This window comes from Streptomyces sp. Tek67B01 (assembly GCF_055231995.1).
The window spans coordinates 4761035-4774753 of the sequence record NZ_JBUYUY010000001.1; the positions used below are offsets into that span (position 1 = coordinate 4761035).

Here is a 13719-nt window from a genome sequence, read left to right on the forward strand (position 1 = left end):
ACGAAGCCGCCCGCCCCGGACCAGGTCCGGGGCGGGCGGCTTCGTACGCGCGGGGGAAGGTCAGCGCTCCAGGAAGGAGAACAGCTCTTCCCAGCGGTCGGTGATCTCGGCGCTGGAGTAGCGGCGGACCTCGCGGAACGCGGTGTCGCCCAGCCGGTCGCGCAGGCCGCCGTCCGTCATCAGGACGTCAAGGTGCCCCGCCAGCTCCATCGTGTTGCCGAGCCGGCCCAGCAGGCCGTCCTCGCCGTGCCGCACGATCTCCCGCACACCCGGCGCGCAGTCGAAGGCGACCACCGGCAGGCCCGCCGCCATCGCCTCCAGCAGCGTGATGGGAAAACCCTCGGCCCGCGAAGCCTGCGCGAAGACCGAAGCCCCGCGCAGCGCGCCCAGCACGTCGTCGGTGCTGCCCATCCACTGCACGGACTCCTCGACGCCGAGGTCCGCGGCGTGCGCCCGCAGCTTCGGTTCCTCCACGCCCGCGCCGTAGATCCGCAGCACCCAGTCGGGGTGGCGCGGCGCCGCGTCCGCCCAGGCGTCGAGCAGCAGGTCCATGCCCTTCTCGAAGGCGAGGCGGCCCACGCTCGCGACGACCTTCTCGGTGCGCGGAGCGGGGGAGTCCGGCATGAACGGCAGCGGGTTCGGCATGCTGTCCACGTTCTGCACGCCCGCCCGGATCCAGAGGTCCGCGTCCTCGGGCGTCAGCACCAGCAGCCGGTCGGCGTCCTGGTAGAAGCGGCGTACCCGCTCGCCCCGGGAGGACTTGTGGCTCGCCTCGTAGGACTCGTGGCTCATGCCGATGAGGGTGAGCCCCTTGGTGTCGGCGAGCGCCACCCACTCCATCGCCCACACCTGCGTGACGATGACCACGGCGCCCGGGCGGGCGGCGCGGAACAGGGAGCTCAGGGTCTCGGCCTTGGCGCGCATCCCCGCGCGGCGGGCCGCCTGGCGGCGCCGTTCGGGGGCGTTGAGCCGGCCCTTGAGGCCGGTCAGCCGGCGCGCGCTCGGCGGCCGGGACGCGTACAGGGTGGTCGTCTCGTACGGGAGGTCCTGCGGGAACTTCTGCCGCAGCTCCTCGGCGACCGGCGCGATGCCGATGACGTGCACCCGGTGCCCGCGCTCGGTGAAGAGCCGGGCCATCTGGTGCGACCAGGTGGTCACACCGCCGAGCTCGTCCACGCTGTTGGACACGAGGAAGATGTCACGGCCGTCCGGCGTCGACGCGGCGGCCGGTTCGGCGGCGCTCTGCTGGCTCACTTGCCGCTCCTGGTGAAGAACTTCTCGACGATCTGGCGGGCGGCGTCCCCGCGGTCGTACTCGCCGAACTCGGTGAGGAAGCGCCGGCGCGCTCCCGCGTACTTGGCGTCGGCCTCGTCGAAGGCGGAGACGGCCTGCATCAGCTCGTCGGCGGTGGCCACCACCGGCCCCGGCGCCTTCTCCTTGAGGTCGAAGTAGGTGCCGCGGATGTCCGTCGCGTACGCCTCGTAGTCGTAGGCGAAGAACAGCATCGGCCGGTCCAGGACCGCGTAGTCGAACATCACCGACGAGTAGTCGGTGATCAGACCGTCGGCGAGCGCCAGCAGCGGGGTGATGTCGTGGTGCCGGGAGACGTCGATCACCCGTCCCGCGACCGACGGCGGAAGCGAGACGCTGTTGAGGTAGTGCGTGCGCACCAGCAGGACGAACCTGTCACCCAGCCGGTCCGCGAACTCCTCCACGTCGAACGGGAAGACGAAGTTCTCCACCGTGCCGTCGGCGCCGGCCCGGAAGGTCGGCGCGTACAGCAGCACCCGCTTGTCGGGGTCGATTCCCAGCTCGGCGGCGAGCGGCCCGCGCACCCGCTCCCCGCTCTGAACCTCGGCGCCGTGCGCCTCGACCAGGGCGTCGTTGCGCGGGTAGCCGCTGCGCACCAGGACCTCGTCGCGCAGCCGGAAGCCCTTGGCGAGGGTCCGGGCGTCGTGCTCGGAGCGGATGAGGAAGTGGTCGAAGCGGTCCACGGCCGCCTGGAAGCGGTCCTGGCCGGCCTTGCCCTGGGCCTTGGTGCGGGGTTCGTGGAAACCCATCCGCTTGAGCGCGGAGCCGTGCCAGGTCTGGATGTAGGTGGTGCCCGCGCGCTTGGTCAGCGCCAGCGGGAAGCCCTGGTTGTCGACCCAGAACTCGGCCTGTGCCAGCGCTCGCAGGTACGGCCAGCTCCAGCGGCGCACCAGTGTGGCCTCCTTGGGGAAGCCGGTCGGCTTGGCGCCCGCGTAGGACCAGATCGCCTCGAAGGGCACGCCTTGGCGCACCATCTCCTCGTAGATCGCCTTCGGGCTGTCGCTGTACTGCTTGCCCATGTGGCTCTCGAAGACGACGGTGCCCTTCTTGAGGGGCAGCTTCGAGAAGACCTCGTGGTAGACCTTCACCTTCTGCTCGCCCGAGCCGATGTTGCGGCGGGCCCGCAGGGCCTTGCGCAGACCGCGCTTGACCACGCCGGCGGCCTTGCCGTGCATCGCGCTGTCGATGAGCGTCCGGGTGCGCACGGCGGCGGCGCCCTCGGCGGTCAGGACGTAGGAGAGGTTGCCCTTCTTGGTCACCTCCGGCTCGAAGCGGTCGGAGACCAGTCGGGTCAGCCGGGGACGCACGCGCAGCCGGGCGGCCGACTCCAGGTCCACCCCGCCGACCGAGACGCGCGTGGTGATCCGCTCGCCGCCGGCCGTCAGCTTCAGCCGGACGTCCCAGACGGCGTCGATGATGCCCAGCGGACGGACGGTGCTCGCGACATCGGCGGTCGCGGTCCACTCGATCGTGTCACCCGCGTGGCGCACGGTTGTCGCCGGGAAACTGAACGAGCGCACGCCGATCTGGCGGCGGGCGCGGAATTCGAGAGTGGCCTTGAGCTCCTGCCCATCCCGGATGCGGCCGAGCGGGTTGACGACGGCGCCGGACAGGGTGACCGTGCCACGCCCGTCGTCCTCATAGGAGGTGAGGCGGTTGCCGAGCGACAGCGAGTGGAGCGCGGTGGTGTGGAAGCCCTGCTCGGTGACGTCCAGTATCCGGCGGCCCTCGGCGTCGTCGAGGTGCGGGGCGCACCAGTAGACGCGGCCGTCGCGTTCGGCCAGCGGGGACGTGAGACGGCCCTTGTTGGTCATCGCGTCCGCCGCCGGGAGCAGGTTGTCCCAGTCCTCCTTGCCGAGCAGGTAGGCGCAGATGGCCTGGAGGTGGTTGACGCTGTCGTAGGCGGCCGGGTCGATGCCGGCCAGGTAGCCGTTGGCCAGGCGGGCGAACTCCTGGCGGTACGCGTCGCCCAGCAGGGGCAGGTCGCGCAGGTGGAGCACCAGGTCGTGCTTGAGGAACTTGGCGTCCTTGGCGGTCTTGATCTCGGTGTGGCCCTTGGAGGCCAACAGCTCGTCGACGCGCCGGTGGATCTCCATCCGGTGGACGAAGTTCGCGATCTCGTGGCGCCGGTTGCTGATCGACTTCGCCGCGGCCTTCTCGGCCACGTTCCAGAAGTAGACGTGGTTGGGGATCAGCGTGATGCGGCGCGCGGCGACGTACGCCTGCGCGGAGAACAGCAGGTCCTCGTAGTGGATGCCGACCGGGAACTCCAGGCCCTGCTCCAGCAGGAAGGCGCGCCGGTAGCACTTGTTCGTGGAGAGAGTGTCGTACACCAGCAGGTCCGGGTACTCGGTGATCGACTCCAGCGTGCGGGTGCGGGAGTAGATCCAGGGGTACCACTCGGTGGTCTTGCCCCACCGGTTGTCCAGGTGCACGCGCACGCACATGCCCGAGACCAGGTCGGAGCCCGTCCGCTCGGCCGCGGACAGCATGTTGCGGCAGGCGTTTCGTTCCAGCACGTCGTCGCTGTCCAGGAACATGACGTAGGTGCCGGTGGCCTGCTTGATGCCGTGATTGCGGGGCGCGCCGCAGCCACCGCTGTTCTCCGGCAGCCGGAAGGCGCGCACCCTGCCCGGATGGGCGGCCTCCAGTTCCTGGGCGACCGCGTAGGACCGGTCCTTGCTGCAGTCGTCCACGATCACGACTTCGACCCCGTGAAGGGTTTGGTCCAAAACCGACTGGACGGCTGTCGACAGACGCTCTGCGTCGTTATAGACGATGACGACCACGGAGACGTCAGGCACGTGCACCTCGATCCCTTTGTTCCATTCCGCCCTCGGACTCCGTCCGAGGGGACCCCCCGCCCGTCAAAGCTACCGTGTGTCACGCGCGACTCCGGCAGGCCGGCCCCGGCCGTGCATACTTCTAAGCAAGAGGTGTGTGGCGGGTCCGGTCGCCGACAATCACCCGTTCGGACCCAGCAGGAAGTGTTCATGACCAAGCTGTCGGTAGTTGTCCCTTGTTACAACGAAGAAGCAGTCATCGACAGTTTCGACGTCGAGATCCGCAGGGTCTTGGACGCGCTGCCCGTCACCTATGAGGTGTGTTACGTCGACGACGGCAGTCGCGACGGGACCCTGGACAAGCTCCGCAAGATCGCCGCGGAACACGGCGAGCAGACGCGCTACGTCTCCTTCAGCCGCAACTTCGGCAAGGAGGCGGGCATGCTCGCCGGTCTGCGCGAGGCGACCGGTGACGCTGTGGTGATCATGGACGCCGATCTCCAGCACCCGCCGGAGCTGATCGCCACCATGCTCGACTACCACCGGCAGGGGCACGACCAGATCATCGCCCGGCGCACGCGCGAGGGGGACAAGAAGGTCCGCTCCGCGCTCAGCCGGCTCTACTACCGAGGCGTCAACCGCTGGGTCGACGTCGAGCTCACCGACGGGGTCGGCGACTTCCGGCTGCTGTCCCGCGCGGCCGTCGACGCCCTGCTGTCGCTTCCGGAGTACAACCGGTTCTCCAAGGGGCTCTTCTCCTGGATCGGCTTCGACACCGTCCACTTCGACTACCGCAACGCCCAGCGCGAGGCCGGCGAGACGAAGTGGAAGTTCGGCTCCCTGCTGAACTACGCCATGGACGGCCTGATCTCCTTCAACAACCGGCCGCTGCGGATCGGGATCTGGCTCGGCGTGTCCCTCGTGGGCCTCACCGGGCTCTACGCGCTGTGGATCACCGTCATGGCGATCACCCACGGTGTCGAGTCCCCCGGGTACGTCACCCTCGTCGCGCTCATCACGGGCCTCGGCGGCGTACAGATGATCATGCTGGGGCTGATCGGCGAGTACATCGGCCGCATCTACTACGAGACCAAGCGCCGGCCGCACTTCCTGGTCAAGGAGGCGCACGGCGCGGGCCGGGACGGCACCGCGGCCCGAGGCGCGGACGCGACCGAGGCCGTGATCGTGGAGCGCAGTCGAGGATGACGGGCGACGACACCGCCGGTACTCCCGGCACCACCGGTACTCCTGATACAGGTGGTACGGGCGGTACGGGCGACAGCCGCGCCACACGGCGCGAGCAGCTCGGGCAGATCCTCCGCTTCGGCCTCGTCGGCGGGGTGAACACCGGCACCTTCTTCGGCATCTATCTGCTCCTGCACCCGTGGATGCCGTATTTCGCCGCGTACACCCTGGCCTTCCTGCTCTCGATGGTCGGCTCGTTCTTCATGAACACCTACTTCACCTACCGGACCCGGCCGACCTGGAAGAAGTTCGCGCTCTTCCCGCTGACCAACGTCACCAACTACGTGATCCAGTCGGTCGGCCTCTACGCGCTCGTCACCTGGGCCGCGATGGACACCCGGATCGCCCCGCTGGTCGCGGCCGTCGTGGCGATCCCGTTCACCTTCCTGATCTCGCGCAAGATCCTCATGCCCGGGGCGGCCCGGGCGGGCGCCGGCCAGGACCCGGCCGCGGCCGGTCAGGACCCGGCCCGCAGCTCGTCCACGCTCTGAAACCGCCGCGCGGCGCCGTCCGGCCACCCCGTAGATTGAGGGCGCAAGGATCAGGCAGGCAAGGGGCAAGGGGAAGACGTGTCAGCGGCTAGGCAGAGCGTCGTGGACGCCCGCAGGATCGTCGTCAAAGTCGGCTCCTCCTCGCTGACCACCGCGGCGGGCGGTCTCGACGCCGACCGGGTGGACGCGCTGGTCGACGTACTGGCCAAGGCCCGCAGCGGCGGCGAGAAGGAGATAGTCCTCGTCTCCTCCGGAGCCATCGCCGCCGGGCTCTCCCCCCTCGGACTGCGCCGCCGGCCCAAGGACCTGGCCCGCCAGCAGGCCGCCGCGAGCGTAGGACAGGGCCTGCTCGTCGCCCGCTACACCGCCTCCTTCGCCCGCTACGGCATCCGGGTCGGCCAAGTCCTGCTCACCACCGACGACACCAGCCGGCGCGCGCACTACCGCAACGCCTACCGGACCCTGGACCAACTCCTCGTCATGGGGGCCCTGCCCGTCGTCAACGAGAACGACACCGTGGCCACGGACGAGATCCGCTTCGGCGACAACGACCGGCTGGCGGCCCTCGTCGCACACCTCGTCCGCGCCGACCTGCTGGTACTGCTGTCCGACGTCGACGGCCTCTACGACGGGGACCCGTCGCTGCCCGGCACCACCCGCGTCGAGGAAGTGCGCGGCCCCGAGGACATCGCCCACGTCTCGATCGGCAGCGCGGGCAAGGCCGGTGTCGGCACCGGCGGCATGGTCACCAAGGTCGAGGCCGCCCGGATCGCGGCGGCCGCCGGCGTCCCGGTGGTCCTGACCTCCGCCAGCCAGGCCGCGGACGCCCTCGCCGGGCGCGCCACCGGCACCCTCTTCCACGCGACGGGCCGCCGCTCGGCGGACCGGCTGCTGTGGCTCCAACACGCCTCGACCCCCCAGGGGCACCTCGTACTCGACGACGGCGCGGTGCGCGCGGTCACCGAGCGCGGCAGTTCGCTGCTGCCCGCGGGGATCGCCGCGGTGGAAGGGGAGTTCGTGGCCGGTGATCCCGTGGAGCTGCGCTCGGTGGACGGCCGCGCGGTGGCCCGGGGCCTGGTCAACTTCGATGCCAAGGAACTCCCGAGACTGCTGGGGCGCTCCACCCGCGAGCTCGCGCGAGACCTCGGACCCGCGTACGAGCGGGAGGTCGTCCACCGGGACGATCTGGTGCTGCTGGAGGGCTGAGGTTCGGTAAAACCGCCGCATGGCAGGCCAAGGACTGGTCAACTGTGAGAGGCAGACGGACGCGCGGGGCGTGGTGGAGCGGACAGGAGGCGGCTGGTGAGGCGAGCGCTGACCAGCGTCGGCACCGGGGACGGTGACGGCGGCGGAGGCGGGGATCAGGGCGACACCTCCCGTCTCTGGCACGTGACCCTGAGCGTCTCCGGCAAGCCGGCCCCGCTGTGCGAGGTGCGGCGCGGGCTGGAACAGCTCGCGCATGATCATCCATTTCTGCTGACCAGCCGGTATGCCGACGACCATGCGGAGATCCGGTACTGGGAGGAGGCCCGCGACCTCCACGACGCGGCGGCCGTCGCCCTGCGGCTGTGGGGCGAGCACCGCTCCTCGGCGCGGCTGCCCCCGTGGGAGATCGTCGGCCTGGAGGTCATCGACCGCGCGACCTACCACCAGCGCGTGGCGGAAGGCTACGGCCCACCCCCGGCCCACCCGGTCGGCGTACACCCTTACTAGCCGCAGCCCTTGGCGCGGTTCGCCGCGCGGGCGCCATCCCTTTTGACGCGCGCCTCGCTCGATTCGGCCCGGGGGCGCCCCGGGCTCGGGGCCGCCTGGCCCGTCCGGCGTTGAGGCGGTGCCGCGGCGGGTCCGGGCGGAGCCCGGGTCACCCAGCCCGTCCGGCGTTTGAGGACCGCGTCCGGGTCGAGCCCGGGGAACGGTGGAAGGGCGGGACGGGGCAAATGCTCCGCGCGGCGGCCGGCCCGGCCGTGACGGGCCGCATCGGAGCGTCCCGCTCCGCCTGGTGGCCGCCGAGTTGCTTCGCGGGCGCTCGGACCTCTTGGGTCGTACCGGCTTGGGCCGCCGAGGTCCGAGCGGCCTGGGCGCCCGGCCGCTGGGCCTGGGCGGAGGCCGGGTTACGGGGCCCGCCCCGGCCCCGGCCACGGCCACCCCGCGTTGGAGTTCAGGGGCCGCTCCCCGGGACCTCGTCCGACCGGTACGTCACCGGGCACCCCGCCCCCGCCCGCGCAGGGGTACAGGTCCGCGCCCCGGCCGCCCGGCACGGCACCGGCACCCGTCCGAGCCCGCGCCGGCGCACGGCCTCGGCCGCCCCGCCCGCGGGGTACAGGCCCCGGCCGGCCGGCCGCCCGCCCGGCCGCCCGCCCGGCCGCCAGGCATGGCACGGGCACCCCGGGTACCGGCGCACGGCCCCGGCCGCCCGGCACGCACCCCGCCCCCGTCTCCGCCCGCGCGGGCGGCGTCTCGCGGGGTGAAACCCCGTCCGGCGGCGGTCGGTCGGGGATTACCCTGGCCGCATGACCTCGTACGACGCCCCCAGCCCCGTCACCGTCACCGCGCGAGCCGCCCGGACCGCCGCCGCGGCCATCGCCCCGCTCCCGCGGTCCGCCAAGGACGCCGCCCTCCTGGCCATCGCGGACGCGCTGGAGGCCCGTACGGCCGAGATCGTCGAGGCCAACGCCGTCGACACCGCCAAGGCCGCCGCGGCCGGCACGAGCGAGACCGTCATCGACCGCCTCACCCTCACCCCCGAACGCGTCCGCGCCATCGCCTCCGACGTGCGCGACGTCGCAGCCCTCCCCGACCCCGTCGGCGAGGTCGTCCGCGGCTCGACCCTCCCCAACGGCATCGACCTCCGCCAGATCCGCGTCCCGCTCGGCGTCGTCGGCATCATCTACGAGGCCCGCCCCAACGTCACCGTCGACGCCGCCGCCCTCTGCCTCAAGTCCGGCAACGCCGTTCTCCTGCGCGGCAGTTCCTCCGCCTACGCCTCGAACTCCGCCCTCGTCGGCATCCTCCGCGACGCCATCGTCTCCGCCGGCCTCCCCGCGGACGCGATCCAGCTCGTCCCCGGTGAGTCCCGCGACTCCGTCCGCGAGCTGATGCGCGCCCGCGGGCTCGTCGACGTCCTCATCCCGCGCGGCGGCGCCTCGCTCATCAAGACCGTCGTCGAGGAGTCCACCGTCCCGGTCATCGAGACCGGTACCGGCAACTGCCACGTCTACGTCGACGCCCAGGCCGACCTCGCCATGGCCGTGGACATCCTCGTCAACTCCAAGGCGCAGCGTCCTTCCGTCTGCAACGCCGCCGAGACGCTCCTGGTCCACCGGGACATCGCCGCCGCCTTCCTGCCCCTGGCCCTGGACGCCCTCGCGGACGCGGGCGTCACCGTCCACGGCGACGGCGAGGTCCTCTCCTACGCCGAAGACACGAAGGTGACCGCGCTGCCCGCCACCGACGAGGACTGGGCCGCCGAGTACCTCTCCTACGACATCGCCGCCGCCGTCGTGGACTCCCTCGACGACGCCGTCACCCACATCCGCCGGTGGACCTCCGGGCACACCGAGGCGATCGTCACCACCTCGCAGGCCGCCGCCCGCCGCTTCACCCAGTTGGTGGACTCGACCACGGTCGCCGTGAACGCCTCCACCCGGTTCACCGACGGTGGTCAGTTCGGCTTCGGCGCGGAGATCGGCATCTCCACCCAGAAGCTGCACGCCCGGGGCCCGATGGGTCTTCCCGAGCTGACCTCCACCAAGTACATCGTCACCGGCGACGGTCACATCCGGTAGCCGGCCAGGCAACGCGGTGTGGCCGGATTTCCGCTTACACCCTGCCCAAAGCAGCCCCCCAGGTCTACGCTGTCCCCGTGCCGGACGACGTGGGGGGCAAGCCGTTCCCGGACGACGGTGAGCCCGACGACGACCGCGGAGGCGCGGATCAGGACTTCGCCTCCGTGGTGTTCGACGAGGACTTCGTCCGGAACGCCGAGATTCACGAACCGAGCGCCGCCGAGCGCCAGTGGGCCGCCGACCGGGCCCGTGCGGAGGCCGCCGAGGCCGCGCGCGTGGCCGGCGGCCGGACCGGCGAGGACGAGCACGACGGCTACGGATACGGGCCGCCGGGCGCCTTCGGCCTCGACGAACCCGGCTGGGAGTACGGCGGCTACGGCCACGGCTACCCGGAAGGCCCCTACGGCGCCTACGGGGGGCGCCTGCGGCCCTACCGAGGCCGCTCGCCGTGGCTGCGCCCGGTCGCCTGGGTGCTCGCCGTCGTCATGGGCCTGGGCATGGTCGCCCTGGCGTTCAGCGCGGTGTACCGCAGTGCCGAGGGCGACCCGGACCCCGCTCCCGCCCCGGCCAGCACCCCCTTGCGGGAAGTCACCGGCGCCGGGGCGTTTACGTACCCCGCCGGCCGCCAACCCTGAGAGTACGACCCCTTGAACACGACCCCACTCGCGTGACCGGAGCCGGGGGCTTCTCTGAAGCGGGGGACAGCGGGGAGAAGCGATGGCCGTTCCAGGAGACCCACCCAACGGCACCCCCGACGGCATGGGCGGGGGCGATGACGACTTCCGGCAGGACGAGTACCGGTCCGTGGTGTTCGACGAGGACTTCGTCCGCGCTGCCCGGCTCCAGGAGTACTCCGCCGAGGAACGCATGGGCGAGCACGCCCGCGCCGTACGCAGCCGCTCCCTGTGGTCCGGCGGCGGCGTCGGGCACCGCACCGGCACGCCCGGCCGGGGCGCCCGGCAGGGCATGCTGCTCGTGCTGCTCATCGCCACGGCCTTCGCGGTCGCCGTGTACATGGGCTTGCGCAACCCGTACGTCCCCACGCCCGAGGGCGTGGTCCGGCCGTTCGGCAGCGTCGTCGTCCCGCTCGCGCCGACCGCCCCCGTGCCCGGTGGACGCCCCGCCGACCTGTTCGCGCAGAGCCCCGCGGCGCAATACGCCGTCGGGGCGGCCGGGATCACCTTGCCCGCGCTGCGCCGTACCGCGCACTTCAGCGAGAGCGAGATCGTATCGGCGCTGTCCATCGCGAAGGACTACCTGGTGCAGTCCTCGCTGGACCCGGACGTCCTGGCCGGCTCCGCCTCCCGGCCCGTACGGGTCCTGCTCGACCCGGGCCAGGTGGCGCAGTTCGACCAGAGCATGACCTCGCCCTCCGGGGACGGCCGGCACGCCGCCACCGGTTGGCTGGTCCGCTTCGACCCGAGCACCGCTGTGGTCGTCGATTCGCGCGTACGGGTCAGCGGCACCCTCGCCTTCGACGAGGTGACGCCTGACGCGTTGCAGGTGACCACCGACCACACCTTCGTGTACGCGGTCGGCCCCGCGACCGGGTCCCCGGCAGCCGCCGCCGGGGCCTCCCTCTTCACCGTCCGGCGCGAGCTGCAACTGCGCTTCGACCGCGCCGACCTAGCGGCCCGTCGCGCGGAGCTGGTCTCGGCCTACGTGATGGCCGGACCGCAGGACTGTGCCGGCGACCCGGCGGCGGGTTTCCGCCCGCTGCTCGCCGGGGCCGGACCGACCACCGTCGGCCCGCCCGCCAGCGATCCGTACGCCGCCGGCGAGCCGAGGCGCACGGCCGGGCTGTGCGGCGTACTGGCGGCGCCGTCCTCCCCGGACACTCCCGCCCCGCCGCCGGACGGCGCGACCACCCCTGCCCAGCCCCAGCCCTAACCCTCGCCCTTGCCGCCGTCATCCTTTGCCGGGCCCTCGCCGCCGCTCTCCCCCTTGCCGCCGTCCCGGGCGCCCTTCGGGTCCCGGCCGGCTCCATCCGCCGCCCCCGCGCCCGCGTTGGAACCGGAGCCGGTGAACACGACGCGGAGCTTGCCGCCGAGGTCGCCCGCGCCGCCGGCGAGGTCGCCGACCAGCTTCATCAAGGGGTCCTTGCTGTTGCGCACGGTGTCGGCGTAGTGCGAGGCGGACTCGCGGAAGGAATCGCTGACCGGGGTGTCCTTGTCCTCGTCCCGCCGCGGGTAGTGGCCGTCCATGATCCGCTGGTAGTCCCGGTGCTGCGACCACTTCTTCAACTCCGCCGCACGCACCGTGGTGAAGGGATGCGTACGCGGCAGCATGTTGAGGATCTTCAGCACGGAGTCGCGCAGATCACCGCTCGCCTCGTACTCCTCGGCCTGGGCCAGGAAGGCATCCACATTCATCTCGTGCAGATGGTGGCCGCCCGCCAGCTTCATCAGCCCGCGCATCGAGGCGTGCACGTCCTGTCCCACCAGCAGTCCCGCCCGGTCGGCGGACAGCTCCGACTTGCGGAACCACTCCCGCAGCGCCGTGACGATCGCCGTGATCGCCACATTGCCCAGCGGGATCCAGGCCACCTTCACCGCCAGGTTCGTCAAGAACAGCAGGACCGTGCGGTACACGGAGTGCCCGGACAGCGCGTGGCCCACCTCGTGGCCCACGACCGCGCGCATCTCCTCCTCGTCGAGCAGCTCGATCAGGCCCGTCGTCACCACGATGATCGGCTCGTCCAGCCCGATGCACATGGCGTTCGGCTTGGGGTCCTGCTGCACGTACATCTGCGGGACCCGCTCCAGGTCCAGGACGTAACAGGCGTCGAGCAGCATGGCGTGCAGGTGGGGGAACTGCGTCTCGCCCACCCGGACCGAATCGGAGAGGAACAGCAGCCGCAGGCTCCGCTCGGGCAGCAGCCCGCTGAGGACCTTGAACACCGTGTCGAAGCCGCTGAGCTTGCGCAGGGCGACGAGCGCCGAGCGGTCCGCCGGATGCTCGTACGCCCGCGAGGAAATGCCGGGGAACCTCCTGCGGTTCCGGGCCGGTACCTTCTCGGTTCCGGTGTTCGTCATAGCGCCCTCCCCCTGGATAGACCTGGACAGACCCGTCTGCGTGCGCGTCCATCCTCTCCAACGCCTGAGTCGGCGTGAGGGTGCCCCGGGCCCCCGCATACGATGTGAGGGAAGTCTCCGCTCCCTCCCGACTCGATAGGTATCTGCCTGATGAGCCTCTCCACCACCACCCACAACCTGGTCGTTCTCGCCTCGGAGGGTGCCGAGCAGCACGGCGGCAACCACGACAGCCTGAGCCCCTACCTGACCGGCGGCGGCGCCTTCTGCGTCCTGCTGCTCCTGCTCTGGATGACCACGCGCCTCAACCGCGACCGCTAAGCCCCGTCGTTCGCCAGGGCCCGTCGTCCTCCGGGCCCCGTCGTCCTCGGGCGGTGCCCGGCCGCGCGTATCCGGACCGCTCGCCCGCGGGTCGGGGACGGGCCACCGGGCCAGTAGGCTCTGCGCTCATGGGAGAGCAGGGAACGCCTACCGGCCCGGTCAAGCGCCGCCTCGGCGTGATGGGCGGGACATTCGATCCGATCCACCACGGACACCTGGTGGCCGCCAGTGAGGTGGCCGCCCTCTTCCACCTCGACGAGGTGGTCTTCGTACCGACCGGCCAGCCGTGGCAGAAGTCGCACAGCGTCGTGTCCCCGGCCGAGGACCGCTACCTCATGACGGTCATCGCGACGGCCTCGAACCCCCAGTTCTCGGTGAGCCGCATCGACATCGACCGCGGCGGGCCGACGTACACCATCGACACGCTGCGGGACCTCAGCGCCCTCAACCGCGACTCGGACCTGTTCTTCATCACCGGTGCCGACGCCCTCGCGCAGATCCTGACCTGGCGCAACGCCGAGGAGCTGTTCTCCTTGGCGCACTTCATCGGTGTGACCCGGCCGGGCCACGTACTCACCGACGACGGGCTGCCCGAGGGCGGTGTCTCCCTGGTCGAGGTGCCCGCGCTCGCGATCTCGTCCACCGACTGCCGGGCGCGCGTGGCGCAGGGCGATCCCGTCTGGTATCTGGTGCCGGACGGTGTGGTGCGCTACATCGACAAGCGTGAGCTGTACCGGGGAGCCTGAGCTTC

The 13719-nt window shown here is 71.6% G+C and carries 12 protein-coding genes; 9 read left to right on the forward strand and 3 right to left on the reverse strand.

Features of this window, described 5'->3' with window-relative positions:
• Window positions 1–60: 60 nt before the first annotated feature.
• Both ACV7NM_RS21360 and ACV7NM_RS21365 read right to left on the reverse strand, forming a co-directional pair.
• Window positions 61–1254 (reverse strand): glycosyltransferase, encoded by a 1194-nt coding sequence (locus ACV7NM_RS21360; protein WP_463411767.1) that lies wholly within the window; start codon window positions 1252–1254, stop codon window positions 61–63.
• Window positions 1251–4121, reverse strand: coding sequence for a bifunctional glycosyltransferase/CDP-glycerol:glycerophosphate glycerophosphotransferase (locus ACV7NM_RS21365; protein WP_463411768.1), 2871 nt, complete (start codon window positions 4119–4121; stop codon window positions 1251–1253). The genes ACV7NM_RS21360 and ACV7NM_RS21365 overlap by 4 nt, the downstream gene beginning before the upstream one ends.
• A 183-nt stretch (window positions 4122–4304) precedes the next feature.
• On the opposite strand from ACV7NM_RS21365, the gene ACV7NM_RS21370 reads away from it, so the two are divergent.
• The 7 genes from ACV7NM_RS21370 (at window position 4305) to ACV7NM_RS21400 (ending at window position 11505) form a co-directional block, all read left to right on the forward strand.
• Window positions 4305–5300 (forward strand): glycosyltransferase family 2 protein, encoded by a 996-nt coding sequence (locus tag ACV7NM_RS21370; protein ID WP_463411769.1) that lies wholly within the window; start codon window positions 4305–4307, stop codon window positions 5298–5300.
• Window positions 5297–5830 (forward strand): GtrA family protein, encoded by a 534-nt coding sequence (locus ACV7NM_RS21375; protein ID WP_463411770.1) that lies wholly within the window; start codon window positions 5297–5299, stop codon window positions 5828–5830. Before ACV7NM_RS21370 ends, ACV7NM_RS21375 begins: the two co-directional genes overlap by 4 nt.
• 78 nt (window positions 5831–5908) lie before the next feature.
• Window positions 5909–7036, forward strand: a complete 1128-nt coding sequence (proB, locus tag ACV7NM_RS21380; RefSeq protein WP_463411771.1) for a glutamate 5-kinase — start codon at window positions 5909–5911, stop codon at window positions 7034–7036.
• A gap of 96 nt (window positions 7037–7132) precedes the next feature.
• Complete coding sequence (locus ACV7NM_RS21385; protein WP_463411772.1) at window positions 7133–7543, forward strand: hypothetical protein; 411 nt, start codon at window positions 7133–7135, stop codon at window positions 7541–7543.
• A 797-nt stretch (window positions 7544–8340) separates the two neighbouring features.
• Complete coding sequence (locus ACV7NM_RS21390) at window positions 8341–9615, forward strand: glutamate-5-semialdehyde dehydrogenase (protein WP_463411773.1); 1275 nt, start codon at window positions 8341–8343, stop codon at window positions 9613–9615.
• 77 nt (window positions 9616–9692) lie between these two features.
• Complete coding sequence (locus tag ACV7NM_RS21395; RefSeq protein WP_463411774.1) at window positions 9693–10250, forward strand: SCO2584 family spore wall biosynthesis protein; 558 nt, start codon at window positions 9693–9695, stop codon at window positions 10248–10250.
• An 82-nt stretch (window positions 10251–10332) separates the two neighbouring features.
• On the forward strand, window positions 10333–11505 hold the full coding sequence (locus ACV7NM_RS21400) for an SCO2583 family membrane protein (RefSeq protein ID WP_463411775.1): 1173 nt from the start codon (window positions 10333–10335) through the stop codon (window positions 11503–11505).
• On the opposite strand, the gene ACV7NM_RS21405 is transcribed toward ACV7NM_RS21400, so the two are convergent.
• The gene (locus tag ACV7NM_RS21405) at window positions 11502–12650 is read right to left on the reverse strand and encodes a M48 family metallopeptidase (protein WP_463411776.1); all 1149 of its coding nucleotides are present in this window, start codon (window positions 12648–12650) and stop codon (window positions 11502–11504) included. The genes ACV7NM_RS21400 and ACV7NM_RS21405 overlap by 4 nt on opposite strands.
• A 150-nt stretch (window positions 12651–12800) precedes the next feature.
• Between ACV7NM_RS21405 and ACV7NM_RS21410 the strand changes: the two genes are divergently transcribed.
• Window positions 12801–12968: a hypothetical protein gene (locus tag ACV7NM_RS21410; protein WP_168714160.1), complete on the forward strand. Its 168-nt coding sequence runs from the start codon at window positions 12801–12803 to the stop codon at window positions 12966–12968.
• Window positions 12969–13096: 128 nt separating this feature from the next.
• Complete coding sequence (gene nadD / locus ACV7NM_RS21415; protein WP_463411777.1) at window positions 13097–13714, forward strand: nicotinate-nucleotide adenylyltransferase; 618 nt, start codon at window positions 13097–13099, stop codon at window positions 13712–13714.
• Window positions 13715–13719 lie beyond the last annotated feature (5 nt).